The 16088-nt window shown below is 67.6% G+C and carries 16 protein-coding genes, 1 tRNA gene and 1 riboswitch; of the genes, 3 read left to right on the top strand and 14 right to left on the bottom strand.

What is annotated here, in order from left to right:
• The first annotated feature begins 167 nt into the window (after positions 1-167).
• Complete coding sequence (locus NS6_RS08335) at positions 168-794, top strand: formylglycine-generating enzyme family protein (RefSeq protein ID WP_084470881.1); 627 nt, start codon at positions 168-170, stop codon at positions 792-794.
• Here NS6_RS08335 and NS6_RS08330 read toward each other — a convergent pair.
• Both NS6_RS08330 and NS6_RS08325 read right to left on the bottom strand, forming a co-directional pair.
• The gene (locus NS6_RS08330) at positions 791-1708 is read right to left on the bottom strand and encodes a DUF5995 family protein (RefSeq protein WP_068039074.1); all 918 of its coding nucleotides are present in this window, start codon (positions 1706-1708) and stop codon (positions 791-793) included. The genes NS6_RS08335 and NS6_RS08330 overlap by 4 nt on opposite strands.
• A gap of 428 nt (positions 1709-2136) precedes the next feature.
• A complete protein-coding gene (locus tag NS6_RS08325; protein WP_068039072.1) occupies positions 2137-2772 on the bottom strand; it encodes a TetR/AcrR family transcriptional regulator in 636 nt (211 codons plus the stop codon).
• A gap of 113 nt (positions 2773-2885) precedes the next feature.
• Between NS6_RS08325 and NS6_RS08320 the strand changes: the two genes are divergently transcribed.
• The gene (locus NS6_RS08320) at positions 2886-3614 is read left to right on the top strand and encodes a hypothetical protein (RefSeq protein WP_068039068.1); all 729 of its coding nucleotides are present in this window, start codon (positions 2886-2888) and stop codon (positions 3612-3614) included.
• A gap of 60 nt (positions 3615-3674) precedes the next feature.
• On the opposite strand, the gene NS6_RS08315 is transcribed toward NS6_RS08320, so the two are convergent.
• The 3 genes from NS6_RS08315 to NS6_RS08305 are packed head-to-tail and all read right to left on the bottom strand — an operon-like array spanning position 3675 to position 6512.
• The gene (locus NS6_RS08315; RefSeq protein WP_068039065.1) at positions 3675-4685 is read right to left on the bottom strand and encodes an ABC transporter substrate-binding protein; all 1011 of its coding nucleotides are present in this window, start codon (positions 4683-4685) and stop codon (positions 3675-3677) included.
• A 1-nt stretch (position 4686) separates the two neighbouring features.
• A complete protein-coding gene (locus tag NS6_RS08310) occupies positions 4687-5457 on the bottom strand; it encodes an ABC transporter ATP-binding protein (RefSeq protein ID WP_068039062.1) in 771 nt (256 codons plus the stop codon).
• A complete protein-coding gene (locus NS6_RS08305) occupies positions 5457-6512 on the bottom strand; it encodes a FecCD family ABC transporter permease (RefSeq protein WP_068039059.1) in 1056 nt (351 codons plus the stop codon). The genes NS6_RS08310 and NS6_RS08305 overlap by 1 nt, the downstream gene beginning before the upstream one ends.
• A gap of 109 nt (positions 6513-6621) precedes the next feature.
• A riboswitch (cobalamin riboswitch) is annotated at positions 6622-6836 on the bottom strand.
• Between the two features lie 153 nt (positions 6837-6989).
• Here NS6_RS08305 and NS6_RS08300 point away from each other — a divergent pair.
• Positions 6990-7066: transfer RNA gene (locus NS6_RS08300), tRNA-Met, on the top strand.
• A 151-nt stretch (positions 7067-7217) separates the two neighbouring features.
• Here NS6_RS08300 and NS6_RS08295 read toward each other — a convergent pair.
• The 9 genes from NS6_RS08295 to sucB form a co-directional block, all read right to left on the bottom strand.
• Positions 7218-8852: a SulP family inorganic anion transporter gene (locus NS6_RS08295; RefSeq protein WP_245669198.1), complete on the bottom strand. Its 1635-nt coding sequence runs from the start codon at positions 8850-8852 to the stop codon at positions 7218-7220.
• The gene (locus NS6_RS08290; protein ID WP_084470880.1) at positions 8849-10726 is read right to left on the bottom strand and encodes a phosphoenolpyruvate carboxykinase (GTP); all 1878 of its coding nucleotides are present in this window, start codon (positions 10724-10726) and stop codon (positions 8849-8851) included. Before NS6_RS08290 ends, NS6_RS08295 begins: the two co-directional genes overlap by 4 nt.
• A gap of 103 nt (positions 10727-10829) precedes the next feature.
• Positions 10830-11162 (bottom strand): ArsR/SmtB family transcription factor, encoded by a 333-nt coding sequence (locus NS6_RS08285; RefSeq protein ID WP_068039053.1) that lies wholly within the window; start codon positions 11160-11162, stop codon positions 10830-10832.
• A 156-nt stretch (positions 11163-11318) separates the two neighbouring features.
• Positions 11319-11606, bottom strand: coding sequence for a putative quinol monooxygenase (locus tag NS6_RS08280; RefSeq protein WP_068039050.1), 288 nt, complete (start codon positions 11604-11606; stop codon positions 11319-11321).
• Positions 11607-11899: 293 nt separating this feature from the next.
• Complete coding sequence (lipA, locus tag NS6_RS08275) at positions 11900-12922, bottom strand: lipoyl synthase (RefSeq protein WP_068039048.1); 1023 nt, start codon at positions 12920-12922, stop codon at positions 11900-11902.
• Positions 12919-13692 (bottom strand): lipoyl(octanoyl) transferase LipB, encoded by a 774-nt coding sequence (lipB, locus tag NS6_RS08270; protein WP_084470879.1) that lies wholly within the window; start codon positions 13690-13692, stop codon positions 12919-12921. Before lipB ends, lipA begins: the two co-directional genes overlap by 4 nt.
• 2 nt (positions 13693-13694) lie before the next feature.
• Positions 13695-14222, bottom strand: coding sequence for a GNAT family N-acetyltransferase (locus tag NS6_RS08265; protein WP_068039045.1), 528 nt, complete (start codon positions 14220-14222; stop codon positions 13695-13697).
• Entirely contained in the window at positions 14219-15109 is an 891-nt protein-coding gene (locus NS6_RS08260) for a TIGR01777 family oxidoreductase (RefSeq protein WP_068039043.1), read from the bottom strand. Before NS6_RS08260 ends, NS6_RS08265 begins: the two co-directional genes overlap by 4 nt.
• 10 nt (positions 15110-15119) lie before the next feature.
• Positions 15120-16088: 2-oxoglutarate dehydrogenase, E2 component, dihydrolipoamide succinyltransferase (sucB, locus tag NS6_RS08255; protein WP_068039040.1), on the bottom strand; the 969-nt coding region annotated here is incomplete at its 5' end.

The following is a 16088-nucleotide window of genomic DNA, read 5'->3' as shown; positions in this document are numbered from 1 at the left end:
GGTTCGGCGGCCGGGCCCTGGGCGGCGGCCGGCGGCTGCTGCCCGGAATCGGGTAGCAGCCGCGTATCACCGATGGGGTGCCCGAGCCGCTGACCATGCCGGTTCGGGCCGGCGTCCCGGTCCGGTCTCGCTGCTGGTAGACACGGCGGGTGGCGACAGGAATTCAGCTGGTGGATATTCGGCCCGGCCGCGTGGAACTGGCGGATCGCCGGACCCAGCGGCGCTGGCAGGTGGAGGTCGCGGCCTATCGGATCGCGGCGCTGCCGGTGACCCGGGCGCAGTATGCGGCGGTCGCGGGGGGCGATGCCGGCAACGGGCTGCCGGTCGACAGTGTGTCCTGGGAGGACGCGGTGCGATTCTGTAATCGCCTGTCCGAGCGGGAAGGCCTGACCCCGGTGTACCGCCTGGCCGGCGAGAATACGGAAACCGTGGCCTCGGCCGACGGGTATCGCCTGCCCGCCGAAGCCGAATGGGAATACGCCTGCCGAGCGGGGACCACCGGCCCCCGCTACGGTGAACTCGACGAAATTGCCTGGTATCGCGAAAACTCCGGTGGCACCGCGCATCCCGCAGGCCGGAAACAGCCCAACCCGTGGGGGCTCTACGACATGCTCGGCAATGTCTGGGAATGGTGCTGGGATTTCTACGATCCCGCCGTCTACGGCGAATACCGGGTGCTGCGCGGTGGTGGCTGGTTCGACGAACACTGGAGTTGCCGGGCCTCGGTGCGGCGGCGCAGCCATCCGACACTGCGCCTCGACGATGTGGGGTTCCGGGTCGCCCGTTCGGTCTAGAGCGCGCCGCGGGCGGCCAGTACTTCGAAGGCGGCGTCGGCGCTGCGCCACAGGACATCGATCTCCGCCCGGACCGCCGGCGCGGCCGCCGGGTCCTGCAGGGCCAGGCCGTTACCGAAGATCACGACATTGGCACCCGCATCGGCCAGGCGCAGCAGGGGGCCGGTGGCCACACCGGCACCGAGGACGGCGTCGAGTCCCTCGCCCACGAAATAGAACCGCCACAGCGGGCCCAGATCGCCGCCGTAGACGGATTTCGTGAGATCGACGATGAGGGAGCCGTGGCGCGCAATCGCATCGACGAGGGTGAAATAGTCGCGCGCATGGGCCGGTGTCGCGTGCGTCGCGGCGACCGAATAGGCGAGGTCGACGGTGAGATGGGCGTTGTAGCCCGCCATCGCGACCCGGGCCGCAGACAGTTCGCACTGCCGGGTGAGCGCGAAGTAGTGGGCCCACTGCGGCTCGGCCGGTGCGCCGGTGAATTCGGCGTGCAGGTTGCGCAGGAACCTGGCCAGCAGATCGAGGCTGATGCGATGCGCCCATTCCGGATCGTCGAACGCGCCGGGGGTGCGCTGCAACGGCATGACGGCGGCCCGCTCTACGGCATCGAGCCCCAGTGCCAGTAAACCTCGCCGGTCCCGATGCGCCACCAGGACCTCGGTGATCCGCCGATGCTGCTCCACCGCACGTTCGAGCCGGTCCAGCGAGGAGCCGGTGCTCTCGTCCAGCAGTTCGGAGGTATCGGAGAGTTCGACGATCTCGGCGACAGCGGCGGGTGCCGGCGGCGCGCCACAGGCGCTTTCGGCGACGACGGCGTCGGCGCGCGGTGGGACCATCAGGCCGGCCACGGCGAATACGAAGACCAAGGCGGTGCGGCCGGTACGACGCCGATGGCCGGGGTTTGCGCTGGACATGGTCACACCACCTTCATTCGGCGAACAAGTGGGCGTGCACGACTGCGAGGGAGAACCGGATGAACGGATCCGTGCCCGAGGTCTGCCGGGGCGCGGCTACACACTAGCTCCGGGCGCAGGGGGATTGTTCCCGCCACGCGGACCGTGGCCGGCGGACCGGCCATGATCGGGTCCGGTCGTGATTCGCCGGGTGTTCCGCCCGCTACTCGGTGTGTGTCCGGCAGCCGGATGCGGCCTACTGAGCCGCAGCCCGGAGGTCGCGCACCCCGAACCTGCTGTGGTGCAGACTCTGTGGTGCGCCATGCGTGCGGGTCCGGGATCCACCGCACGGCCGCGAGGAGTCGGCGGTGCGCTATTCTGCGCCGGGCCCGGCCGGCTCCGGCCGCTCTGCGCGGACAACCGAACCGGGGCCGCCGCGCCTGTGCGGCTCATTGCTCGGGACGGCTCTGGACGGGTGTTCGTGCGAGGGCAACAACGATGCCGGTGGCTGCGTCGACCAGGCGCTCCCGCGGTACCGGGAGCCGGCCGTCGATCCAGTCGACGTAGAGCGCGACCAGTGCGCCGCTGAGTGCGGTCGCGCTGATGATCAGGGCTTCTTCGCTGTCGGGCAGGAGTGCGTTCACCTCGTCGCCCAGGGCCGGGAGCATCGTGCGGAGGAAGACCGGGAGACGGTTCGCGCTGTGCCGTCGCAAAGTGTCGTCGGTGAGCGGTTCGCGAAGCAGAACCCGGGCCCGGCGCGGGTCCTCTTCGAAGTAGGCGGCACAGATTTCGAGTGCCGAACGGATGATGGTGTGCGTATCCGCGGCTTCGGTGGTGGCGCCGAGCCTGGCCAGGAGTTCGGTTTCCAGGCGGTCGTAGACGGCGGTGAGCAGCGCTGTGCGGTCGGTGAAGCTCTCGTAGAAATAGCGAGGACTCAGGTTCGCCAGGCGCGTGACCGCCCGCATGGTGACCGCCGCCGGCCCGTCGGTGCCCAGCAGATCGAATCCGACATCCACGAGTTGTTCGCGGCGTTCCGCGGACCTGTCGTCCAGGGTCCGGCCGCGCCACAGCTTGGGTGCGCTCATCGGTTCATCCTCGCATCGACCGCCTCCATTGACATCGTATGATTCAACATGAATCATACGATTCAAGTTTATGCCGGGTGCGGCCGGTCCGCGCCTGTCGAAAGGTTGCCGCTGTGTTCAGTGAGGAAAAGTTCCAGCAGGCGCTGCGCCGCCCCCGCCTCGCCCGCCCCGCCCCCGAGTTCCTGGACGGTAATCGCGCGGTACCGATCCGCGTGATCCCCGAAGCCGAGCTGCAGGCCACTACAGCGGAGTGGTTCGTCCAGTTCGACCGGAAACTCGAGTTCTACGGCAAACTCGGTCTCGACCTGTCCTGGCTGATGGAGTGGGCGAAGAAATACTGGTGGAGCTTCCTGGCCCGGGATATGAGCCTCAACCATGAGCTGTACGCGGCGGATATCCGCTACACCGATGTCACGACCTTCGGCCGCACCATCGTCGGTATCGACGAATTCGTGACGTACAACTTCGCCTTCTTCGACGCCATCCCGGACTGGCGCTACGATCCGCTGCCCGGCCAGGTCTATCTCGACGTCACGCCCGACGAGAAGGTCCGGGTCGTCATCCGCTACATCGGCAGCGGCCACTGGGACGGTCCACTGCGGCTCTACCCTTACGACGACGGCGCCCCGGTTCTGTACGGCACCGGCCGTTTCATCCAGTGCCCGGCCGTCGACCGCTACCACTTCAACGCCGACGGACTCATGGAGGAAGGCGAAACCCTCTACGACGCTTTCGATGTCACCCAGCGCGGCGGCATCCTCCCGCGGGACGACAGCTGGCAGTTCAAGGCCCTGATGTCGGCGTCGAAGATCCCGGCACTACTGCAACGGTTCGGGCTTTGACGTCCTCCCGCCCCGAAGGCCGGCGCACCACCCCACATTCCGGTAGTGAGCGGGGCCCCGCTAGTAGCCCTTCGATCGGAGGAAATCTGCCACGGTGACAACGGTTTGCGGGTTGCGTGGGCCCTCCACCAGCGCGGCGTAGGGCAGGGCGAGGATATTGCCCTGCCGGACCGCCGTGGTACCGGCCATCAGCGGCTGTGTGCGGAGCTGCTCGATCTTCGCCTGCACCGAGTTCTCGGGGCCCGCACCGTAGTCCACGATCAGGATCACCTGTGGATCCCGAAGCGCGGCCGCCTCCCACGACGCACTGGTCCAGGAATCGTTCAGATCGTCGAAGATATTGCTGCCGCCTGCCTCCCGGATGATCTGCGACGGCGCCGCGGTCCGGCCGGACGTGAACGGTTCGGGAGTTGCACTGTCGAACAGGAACACCCGGGCCGGCTGCTGCCCGGCGGGGGCGCTGTCGGCGGCTTTCGCGACCTGCTGCCGGTAGTGCGTGATGAGCTGATCGGCCTTCGCGCGCACACCGAAGATATCCCCGAGATTGGCCAGATCCGCGTACAGCGCATCGAGCGGTTCCATCACGCCGCGGCGATCCGTTCCGGGTTGCCGGCACGCCTCGGTCAACTGATACGGCACCGCGCCGATCGAACGCACCCACTCCGGGGTGAGACCGGTGGACTCCTTGAACCCGTAGCTCCACCCGGCGAAGACGAAATCGGGATCGGCCGCCTGGACGACCTCGCGGGTGAACGCGTGGCCGAGCAGCGGCGTGCGGTCGAAATCCGCCTGCCACGGCGAGGAAGCGATATCACGTTCCTTACCGCGATAACTGCTGTGCCCCACCAACCGGTCGGCCAGCCCGAGCGCGAACATCATCTCGGTGATACCGGTGTCATTGGTGACAACCCGCTCGGGGACTCCGTGGACCGTCAGCGGCGCACCGCAGTTGGTGACCGTCACCGGCGTGCCGGTGGTCGCCTGCGCGGGTTGCTGCACCTCGGCGCCACACGCCGTCGAAACGACCGCGGCCGCGACGGCCAGTGCCACAAGCAATCGGGGAGATCTCATCTCACCTGTCCTCCTCGTCGAAGATGATCTGCGGAACACCCAGTCGGGGATGGGGGACGATATGGCCGCCGATCGAGAACCAGCGGGCGATCACCTCCGCGGTGATCACCTCATGCGGCGTGCCCGAGCAGGCTATTCGGCCGCCGTGCAGCACGAAGAGCCGATCGCAGTACTGGGCAGCCAGATTGAGGTCGTGCAGGGCTGCGACCACCGTGATCCCGAGATTTCGCGCCGCGGACAGGACGCTGTACTGGTGGTGGACATCGAGGTGGTTGGTCGGTTCGTCCAAGACCAGCACTCGCGGCTGCTGGGCCAGTGCCCGGGCGATCAGGACACGCTGGCGTTCCCCGCCCGACAGCGACAGGAAACCGCGGTCGGCGAGATGCGCGATATCGGCCGTCGCCATCGCTGCCGTGCAGATCTCGGCGTCGCGCCGGTGGGTGCCGCGCAGCAGTGCCGCATGCGGTAGCCGTCCGGTGGCGACGACCTCGGCGGCGGTGAAATCGAACGGTGTGGTGGTGTCCTGGGTCAGCGCCGCCACCTGGCGGGCGTTCTCCCGCATACCGACCGTCGCGATATCGGTGCCGTCCACCAGGACCCGCCCCGAGCCGGGGGATACGGCACGGTACAGACAACGCAGCAGGGTGGATTTCCCGCTGCCGTTCGGACCCACGACGCCGATGAACTGCCCGGCTTCGGCGGCCAGGGCCACCCCCTCGACGATCGTCGTACCGCCGATCTCCACGGTGACATCGTCGTAGTCGACACGCATCAGTTGCCTCCGCTCAACGCGCCACGACGCCGCATCAGCAGAACGAACACAGGCACGCCCACCGCGGCCGTCACGGCCCCCAGTGGTAATTCCTGTGGCGGCAGGAGAATACGGGCCACGAGATCGGCGGTCACCAGGAAGACCGCGCCCAATAACGGGGTCACCAGGATCAGCCGCCGATGGTCGGCGCCGACCAGCAGCCGGGCGACGTGCGGCACCACCAGGCCGACGAAACCGATGGCCCCGCAGACCGCGACGAAACAACCTGTCATCGCTGCGGAGACCACGAACAGCAGCAGGCGGAAGCGGGAAGCGTTCAGGCCGAGGGCGGCGCTGACCTCGTCGCCCATCGACAAGGCATTCAGCTGCCGGGCGAACGCCGCGATGATCGCCAGGCCCACCACGGCAACGGTGACCACCAGCGGGACCATCTGCCAGGTTGCGCCGGCCAGACTGCCGAGCAGCCAGAACATGACCGAACGGGCGGCATCACCATGGGGTGCCATGAACACCAGCACTGTTGTCGCCGCGGAAAAACCGTAGCCGACAGCGGTACCCGTGAGCACCAGCCGCAACGGCACCAGCCCGGCACTCGACCGGGCCATCAGGTAGACGAGGACGGTGGCGCCGAGGGCCCCGGCGAAGGCCGCGGACGACAGTGCGTAGACACCCAGCGCGCCGAAGGCGCCGAAAAGCACGACTGCGGTGGCGCCCACCGACGCACCCGACGAAATACCCAGCACATACGGATCCGCGAAGGCATTGCGCACCATGGCCTGAACCAGCAACCCGACGGCACCGAGCCCGGCGCCGACGGCGGCGGCCAGCACCACCCGCGGCAACCGCGAGTCGACGACGATCCGATACTCGGCGATATCCGCCGTCACGACGACACCGCCGGTGAGTTCGGCCCATAGGAAACCAGCGGTTGCCCGCCACGGGATATGCACCGCGCCGAGCATCAGCGCGAGAACGGAGACGATCACCAGCGCCACGGTGAGACCGGCGATCAAAGCAGCTACGGGCAGCCGCCGGATCGCGTGTGCACTACTCATCGAGCGGGAGCCGGTCGTCCGTTCCCGTTGTCGATGCAGGCAGACGTGCGCGCGCCACGAAACCCATCACTGGTCAACCGCTCCCTCGGAGTCGACACCGGACCCCGCGGTCGGCGAGGTCACGCGGGCAGGTCTTCGGGCTCGTGAACGTGATACCGGACTCCGGTATCGCCTACTGGCGGTCGCTTCCCAGGCTCGAGGCCCAGTGCTGATGACCGCGGTCGTTTTCACATACCGCTGCGGGGCAGCTCCGGATTCCCACCGGATTCCCTCTTACGAACCGCCCGTCGTCGACGGGCGGTAACCAGCGCGCGGTCACGGTAGCACCCTGGATTTCCGGGCCGGAGATTCCGGGCGGGAATGTGCAGCACCTCACTCGGGCAGAGGCTTCGGCGACCGATTCCCCAGATGTGCGGCGGGAAGGCGGAGGGCCGTTTTGGTCCCGCGGCAGTTCGTGCGCTACGGTTGTCGATGCAACGCGGGGTGGAGCAGTTCGGTAGCTCGCTGGGCTCATAACCCAGAGGTCGCAGGTTCAAATCCTGTCCCCGCTACCACCGGACCGGGCTCGAACGGGTTTCACCGTTCGAGCCCGGTCCATTTTCGGGAAGTGATCTGTATCCCCTCGACACGGGAAGCGTGGTCCACCGGCCGTCCAGCCGTCACGCTCTCGCCGGCTTCGTCCGAACCCTCATCTGCCGGAGTCGGTCACGCACGTGCCGGGGTGGGGAATCGGCCACGGGCATAGGCGATGGCGTCGTCGGTATGGGCGAACTGGTGATCAGCCGCGGGGAGGGCATCGAGAGCGGTCAGCCGGCGGCGGTGGTCCGCACGCAGGCCCGATATCAGCACTGTGATGTCGCGGTGCCGGAGTGTGGTGACAGCGTCTTTGAGTACAAGGGCGCCGGTGGTGTCGAGGGCGGTGATGTGGGACATGCGCAGGACGACGACGTGGACATCGGAGACCTCGGCCAGTTCGAGCAGGAAGCGGTGCGCGGCCGGGAAGAACAGCGGACCGTCGATGCGGTAGGCGACGATGTGATGGCGGGCCGGATCACGCTCCTCGGCCGGATGGTTGCTCTCGTCGAGCGGTACCTGATGTAGCCGGGCCTCTTTCGCCACCGCACGCAGCGCGAGCAGGACTGCGATCCCGACGCCGACGGCGACAGCGGTGACGAGGTCGAACGCAACTGTTGCGGCGAAGGTGACCACCATGATCGCGGCGTCGCCACGGGACGCTCGGGCGATCGCAGCCACGGACGCGGTTTCGACCATGCGCACGGTCGTGGCCAGCAGCACGCCGGCCAGGGCGGCGAGCGGGATATCGGCAACCAGGGGCGCGGCGAGGTAGAGCAGTGCGGCCAATACGACTGCGTGAGTGAGTGCAGCCAGCCGGGTGCGTGCTCCGGAACGGACATTGACCGCGGTGCGGGCGATCGCTCCGGTCGCGGGTACACCGCCGAACAGAGGTGCAGCGATATTGGCCAAGCCCTGGCCGAACAGCTCGCGGTCGGGGTTGTGGCGCCTGCCCACCGTCATCGAGTCCGCAGCGGTGGCCGAGAGTAGTGATTCCAGCGCGGCCAGCGCGGCCACGGCCAGCGCGGGCGCGATCAGCGAGCCGAGGCGGGCGGGATCGAAGAATTCGAACGAAGGGGCGGATAGCCCGGCGGGCAGGGCTCCGATGCGAGTGAGGTCGAGCCCGGCGAGTTCTGCGACGGCGGTGGCAACCGCCACGGCCACGAGCGCGAACGGGAGTTTCGGCAGGTAGCGGCCGCCGATCAGGACTGCTGCGGCGACCAGCACAGCGGTGACGGGCGCGGCCGGGGCGGGGTGATCGAAGTAGCGGCTCAGCGAATCGGAGGCCAGCCGCCACATCTCTTCGCCCTCGGCGTCGGCGATGCCGAGGGCGGAGGGGAATTGCTGTAGCGCGATGACTACGGCGATACCGGCGGTGAACCCTTCGATCACCGGGGCCGGCATGTAACGAACCGCGCGACCGACCCCGGCCACGGCGAGAGCAACCAGGACGACCCCGGCCATCAGTCCGACGGCGAGGACGCCGGGGCCGCCGTGTTCGGCCACGATCGGCAGGAGTACCACGGTCATGGCGCCGGTGGGGCCGGAGACCTGGAACCGGGAACCGCCGAACACCGCGGCTGTGACGCCCGCGATGATCGCGGTCGCCAGGCCCGCGGCGGCGCCCAGTCCGGAGCTGATCCCGAAACCGAGCGCCAGCGGCAGCGCGACCAGCGCGACGATGACGCCGGCGAGCAGGTCCGGTCCCGGGCGGCGCAGTGCAGGCGCCCAGTCTGTGCGAGTGGGCAGCAGGTTGCGCAGAGTCACGACGCCCCGGGGATGCTGGTGCGGGCGGGTCGAGCCGGGGTGTGGGCGAGGCGGTTCTTCAGCGCGGCGAGTTGATCACACAGTTGTGTGGGCAGGGTGCCGGAGCCGATGCCGGCATACCAGTCCTCGATCGAGGCGATCTCGTCGATCCATTCTTCGTGGCGTACCTCCAGTGCGGCATCGGCACGGCGCTTGGCCGCGGCGGAGAATCCGGACAGGTCCAGCGAGCTCGGCACCGGAACGTAGCCGACCGCGGTGGTATCCGCTGCCGCGGTGCCTTCGATTCGCTCCAGCGCCCATTTCAGGACGCGCACGTTGTCGCCGAATCCGGGCCACAGGAACTGTCCGTCTTCGTCGCGGCGAAACCAGTTGACCTGGAATATCTTCGGAAGTGCGGCCGGGTCCGCCCGGTTGCCGAGGCGTAACCAGTGGGCGAAGTAGTCACCGACGTGATACCCCAGGAACGGCAGCATCGCCATCGGATCCCGGCGCACCACACCGACCTGGCCCGCCGCCGCGGCGGTGGTCTCCGAGGACAGCACCGAGGCCATGAATACCCCGTGGTTCCAGTCGAAGGATTCGGCGATCAACGGGATCGTGGTAGCGCGGCGGCCACCGAAGAACAGCGCCGAAAGCGGCACGCCGGCGGGGTCGTCCCATTCCGGCGCCACTGACGGGCACTGGTCGATCGGGGTGCAATACCGTGAGTTCGGGTGTGCGGCAGGACCGGCCGCGGTACCGGGTTTCCAGTCGTTGCCGCGCCAGTCGGTCAGATGCGGGGGTGGGGTTGCGGTGAGCCCTTCCCACCACACGTCACCGTCATCGGTGAGCGCGGTGTTGGTGAAGATCGAGTTGCCCTGCTCGAGGGTGGCTATCGCGTTGGGGTTGGTCTTCGTGCCGGTGCCCGGCGCGACACCGAAGAACCCGGCTTCGGGATTCACCGCATACAACCGGCCGTCGGCTCCGAAGCGCAGCCAAGCGATATCGTCGCCGATGGTTTCGGCTTTCCAGCCCGCCAGGGCAGGCTCGAGCATGGCCAGGTTGGTTTTGCCGCAGGACGACGGGAACGCCGCCGCCACATAATGGTTGCGTCCCTGCGGGGAAGTGAGTTTGAGGATCAGCATGTGTTCGGCCAGCCACCCCTCGTCGCGGGCCAGTACCGAGGCGATCCGAAGGGCGAAACACTTCTTGCCCAGCAGAGCGTTGCCGCCGTAGCCGGAGCCGTAGCTCCAGATGGTGCGGGATTCGGGGAAATGTGCAATGTATTTCGTGTGGTTGCACGGCCACGCGACATCCGGTTGCCTCGGGCGCAACGGTGCGCCCACGGAGTGCAGGCATGCGACGAACTCCGCGTCCGCACCGATCCGGCCCCATACCGGGGTTCCGGAGCGGGTCATGATCTGCATCGATACCGCCACGTATTCCGAATCGGTGATCTGGACACCGTACTTCGGGTCATCGGCATCGACTGGGCCCATGCAGAACGCGATCACATACATGGTGCGTCCGGCCATCGCGCCCCGATAGTGCTCGGTCATCACCGTACGCATATCGACCGGATCCACCCAGTTGTTCGTCGGTCCCGCATCCCGCCTGCTGTGCGAGCAGATGAACGTGCGGTCTTCCACCCGCGCCACGTCCTCGGGATCGGATACGCACCAGAACGAGTTCGGCTTCGCCGCCAATGCCACGAAAGTGCCCTTGTCGACCAGTCGAGCGGTCAGGCGATCCCATTCTGTCCGGGACCCGTCGCACCACACCACGTCCTCCGGTGTCGTCACATCGGCGATCTCGGCCACCCAGTCCAGGATCCGGGTATGACCGGTGGGCGCGGGCGTCGCCTCCGCTCCGGGTCCGTGATCGGTCTCCACCATCGTCTCCTCCATCAACAACTAGATGACTATGTAGGGAAATATGCAAACAGCAGCCGCGTGGGGCCGCTGCCGCCGCGGAAGACACCTGGCGGCGGTGTATCCGTCAGGCGGGTTGTTCTTCCAGCGCCTCCGCCTGCCCCGCCACGACCCCGGTCAGAATGGCGCGCGCCGCGGTCAGCAGCTGCGCCACCTGGGGTGAGGTGATCTCGTATATCACCGACAGTCCCTCGCGACGGCTGGTGATCAACCCTGCTCGTCGCAGCACGGCCAGTTGCTGGGACAGGTTCGCCGGTTCGATATCGATATCGTTCAACATCTCCGACACGGCGTGCTCGCGCTGACTGAGCAGTTCCAGCACCCGGATCCGAACCGGATGACCCAACGTCTTGAAGAACTCGGCCTTCATCTGATACAGGGGTCTACTCGAACCCGGCATTGATTCCGCCTTTCGTCGATGCACCCACCGTAAACAGGCATGCTACTTGCGTAGCTTAGCAAGCAGAAAACTAGATGGCGCCGACGAGGTGGTGATCAGGGCGTAACTCATACCCGACAACCTCACCGGCCGGGCACGTGCAGTACGCACCCGCGGTCAGGTCAGCGAACGGATATCGGCGATATCGTATTCGGCCACCGTGGCGCCGACTATCGCCGCGCTCTGCTCGGCACCGGTGCCGGAGCCGCGGAACTGCTCCACCGATTCCTGGGATTCCCAGCGTTCGAGGATATTGATACGCCCGGGGTCGGTGAGGTCGGCGCTGATCGCGAAATCGAGACAGCCCGGCGCGGACCGGGCTTGCCGGACCACACCGACACAGCCGGCGAGATAGGCCTCGCGGGCTTCCGGTGCGACGAGAAGGTGTCCGGCGACGATGACCATGGGTGCACTCCTGTTCGGTCGATTCACCGATACGGACCGGTTCGCGCCGCTCGAATCATCGGTGTAATCCGGAATACAGGGCGATATCGGCTCGGTCCGGCAGACGACTCTCCTCGACCGAAGGAAAGGTGATGCGATTCACCTGGGCGCCGAGAGTGGTTCGCCGACGAGGTCGCGCGGGATCATGCGGCTGCTCGGCCACTGCGCTGGGGGCGGGGCAACAGTTTTCGTGCGCTCGCGGGTCCGGCGAACGGTCCTGCCGGACCCGCGAGCGTTACGCGACTGCAGAAGACTCAGGCCCGCGACCCGAACCGTTCCAGCACGGCACTGGCTTCCTGAGAGGCGGTGCCGCCGTCGGCGAGATGCGCCATGGCATCCGGGATGGGACGGCCGTGATGCGCCATGGCCTGGGCGTAGAGGCGGCCGGCACGGTAGGAGGAACGGACCAGGGGGCCCGCCATCACACCGGCGAAACCGATCTCCTCGGCAACCTTCGAATGTTCCACGAACTCTTCGGGTTTCACCCAGCGATCCACCGGGTGATGCCGCGGCGAGGGGCGCAGGTACTGGGTGATGGTGAGAATATCGCAGCCGGCTTCGTGCAGGTCGCGCATGGCCTGGGTGACTTCCTCGGGGGTCTCGCCCATGCCGAGGATCAGGTTGGATTTGGTGACCAGGCCATCGGCGCGGGCCGCGGTGAGCACCGCGAGCGAGCGCTCGTAGCGGAACGCCGGCCGGATCCGTTTGAAGACGCGGGGCACGGTTTCCAGATTGTGCGCCAGCACCTCCGGACGCGCGGAGAACACCTCGGCGAGCTGATCGGGTTTCGCGTTGAAATCCGGGATCAGCAGTTCCACACCGGTGTTCGGGTTGAGCTTCTTGATGGCGCGCACGGTTTCCGCGTACAGCCAGGCGCCGCCGTCGTCGAGATCATCACGGGCAACACCGGTGATGGTGGAATAGCGCAGGCCCATGGCCTGCACGCTTTCGGCGACCCGGCGCGGTTCGTCCCGGTCCAGCGGGGACGGTTTACCGGTATCGATCTGGCAGAAATCGCAGCGCCGGGTGCACTGCTCGCCACCGATGAGGAAGGTCGCCTCGCGATCCTCCCAGCATTCGAAGATATTGGGGCAGCCTGCTTCCTCACAGACGGTGTGCAGGCCCTCCCGTTTCACCAGGCCCTTGAGTTCGGTGTATTCGGGGCCCATCGTGGCGCGGGTGCGGATCCAGCCGGGTTTGCGCTCGATCGGGGTCTCGGCGTTACGGGCCTCGATGCGCAGCAGTTTCCGGCCGGTGGGGGCTTGGGCGGAGGTCATGTGGTGGGACCTTTCGAATCGCGTGCCGCGGTGGCGGCGGCGGGCTCCGCGACGGCCGGGATCGCGGCCTGCGGAATATCGTGCTCGGTAACCGGAAGCTCACCGTTGAGCGCGGCCGTTATCGCGGCGGCCAGCCGCTGCCGGACCTCGGCAACGGTGACCGTGCGGCCTAGTTCCTGGCTGAGGCTGGTGGAACCCACATCCCGGATACCGCAGGCAATGATGGCGCCGAACGCACCCAGATCGGGGTCGCAGTTCAGCGAGATCCCGTGCAAGGTGACACCGCGCTGCACCCGGATCCCGATGGAGGCGATCTTGCGTTCGGGTATCAGGCCGGCCGCGGCCAGCCATACGCCGGAACGCCCGGGTACCCGCCCACATTCCACACCGAGATCGGTGATCACCTGGATGAGCGCCTGCTCCAGCCGCCGGACATAATCGACCACATCGATCGGCTCGGCAAGCCGGATGATGGGATAACCCACCAGTTGTCCGGGGCCGTGCCAGGTGATCTTGCCGCCGCGGTCGACGTCGATCACCGGGCTGCCGTCGGTGGGGCGGTCGGCTTCCTCGGTGCGGCGGCCCGCGGTGTAGACGGACGGGTGTTCCAGCAGCAACAGGGTGTCGGTGCCGCGGCCGTCGGCGCGCTCGGCGGCGAGTTCGCGTTGCAGATCCCAGGCCTGCTGATACTGGATGAGCCCCAGATCGCGCACGTCGACGGGGGTGCTGTCGTAGCGTGCCGACCGGGTTGCGGTGCGGGTGTTGTTCACGATCACGACGTTACGCTCATCGCCAGTGTGAGCTGCATCAGTGTCAGATCCATCCAGCGGCCGAATTTGCGCCCCACTTCGGGCAGTTGACCTACGGTGCGGAAACCGAACCGTTCGTGCAGCGCGATGGAGGCGGTATTGCGGGATTCGATCACCGCGATCATGGCGTGGATATCGCCGCCGGACCGGGCGCGCTCGATCAGTTCTGCCAGCAGGGCCGCGCCGATTCCGCGCCGCTGGAAGTGGTCGGCGATGTAGATGGAGTTCTCGGCGGTGTGCCGGTAACCGGATTTGGGCCGCCACGGGCCGTAACTGGCGTAACCGGCGAGCTCACCACCGACCTCGGCCACCACTACCGGCCGGCCGTGCGCGGTTCGGTTGTCGAACCAGGCCTGCCGGTCGGCCAGGTCGACGGGTTCGTCGTCCCAGATGGCGGTGGTTTCGGCGATTGCCCGGTTGTGGATCTCCAGGATCGCGGGCAGATCATCGATCCGCGCATCACGGACCGAGGTGGCAGTCGCGGGGTTCATCGGCCCACCGCGGCAGTGAGTGCCGCACCGACCGTGGGGTGGCGGAACTCGTAACCGGTCGACTCGAGCACGCCGGGCAGCGCGCGGGGGCTGTGCAGGATAGCCTCGTCGGCGAATTCGCCGACCGCCAGTTTCAGTGCGAAACCCGGGACCAGCAGGGGAGTAGGCCGATGCAGGGCCCGGCCCAGGGCGCGGGTGAATTCGGCATTGGTGACCGGTGCGGGGCCCACCGCGTTGAGCGGACCTTCCACCGACGGGACGGTGAGGGCGTGCCGGATCGCGCCGACCTCGTCGTCCAGAGAAATCCACGGCTGATACTGCCGGCCGCTGCCGAGCCGGCCGCCCAGGCCGGCCAGGAACAAGGGCTTCAGTTGCGGCAGCATTCCGCCGGTGCCTGCGAGTACGACCCCGCTACGCAACAGTACGGTGCGGGCTCCGGCTTCGGCGGCCGCGTGGGTGGCCGCTTCCCAGTCCACGCACAGGGTGGCCAGGAAACCGGTACCGGGCGCACCACTTTCGTCGACCGCGCGGGCACCGGTATCACCGTAGTAATGCACGCCGCCGGCGTTCACCAGCGTCGCTACCCCGGCCCGCGCGACGGCTGTCGCCAGCACATCGGTGGGGGTGATACGGCTGTCGCGGAGTTCCTGTTTATACGCACCGGACCAGCGTTTATCACCGATCCCGGCGCCGCACAGGTTCACCACCGCGTCCGCGCCGTCGAAAACGGCCGGATCGAGTTCGCCGCGAGCGGGATCCCAACGGCGTTCATCGGGCGCGGCGGCCGGGCGCCGGACCAACCGGAGCACCTGATCTCCTTCACGGCGCAGTGCCGCGACGAGAGCAGTGCCGATCAGCCCGGACGAACCGGCCACCACAACCAGCATCTACGTGACCTTACAGCCCGAGATCGGCCTCGAACGCCGCCTCTTCGAGACGGTGCCGGATGGTAGTGAGGAACCTTCCGGCGTCCGCGCCGTCGATCAGACGGTGATCGTAGGTCAGCGGCAGGTAGCACATCGAGCGAACGCCGATGAATTCGCTACCGGAATCGTCGGTGACCACGGTGGGCCGCTTGACGATGGCGCCGGTGCCCAGCATTCCCGCCTGCGCCGGCATCAGGATCGGAGTGTCGAACAGGGCACCCTGGCTGCCGATATTGGTGATGGTGAAGGTGCCACCGGCCAACTCGTCCGGTTTCAGGCCGCCGTTGCGGGCCCGGTTGGCGATATCGGCGATCGCGCGCGCCAGCCCGGCCAGCGACAGGTCGCTGGCGTTGTGGATCACCGGCGAGATCAGGCCCTGCTCGGTATCCACGGCGATCCCGAGATGCACCGACGCGTGGTAGGTGATCTCTTTGCTGTTCGCGTCGTAGCTGGCGTTGACGTTCGGATGTGCCCCGAGCGCCTCCACCACGGCCTTGGCGAAGAACGGCAGGAAGGTCAGGTTCACGCCCTCGCGCTTGGCGAATTCGGCCTTTGCCTTCGCTCGCAGGGTCGCGATCCGGGTGACATCGGCCTCGTGCACCTGGGTGAGCTGCGCGGTGGTCTGCAGCGATTCCAAGGTCTTGGTCGCGGTGATCTGCCGGATCCGGTTGGCCTTCTGCGTGGTGCCGCGCAACGCTGCCAGCGCGGGGCTGGGTGAGGGTGCGGCCGGAGCCTTCGCCGCGGGTGCGGCGGCCGGAGCCGCGGCCGCGGCCGGGGCGACGGGCGCCTTCCCGGCTTCGGCGGCGGCGAGCACATCCTGCTTGCGGATCCGCCCACCGACACCGGAACCGGTGACGGTGGCAAGGTCGACGCCGTTCTCCTCGGCCAGTTTGCGGACCAGCGGTGTCACGTAGGGGGTGGCGCCGTTACCGGACGAAGC

The sequence above is a fragment of the Nocardia speluncae NBRC 108251 genome, from assembly GCF_001613245.1.
Taxonomy (GTDB): Bacteria; Actinomycetota; Actinomycetes; order Mycobacteriales; family Mycobacteriaceae; genus Nocardia; species Nocardia speluncae.
Note: the sequence above shows the minus strand (reverse complement) of the source record. Positions and strands in the feature narration are given on the sequence as shown.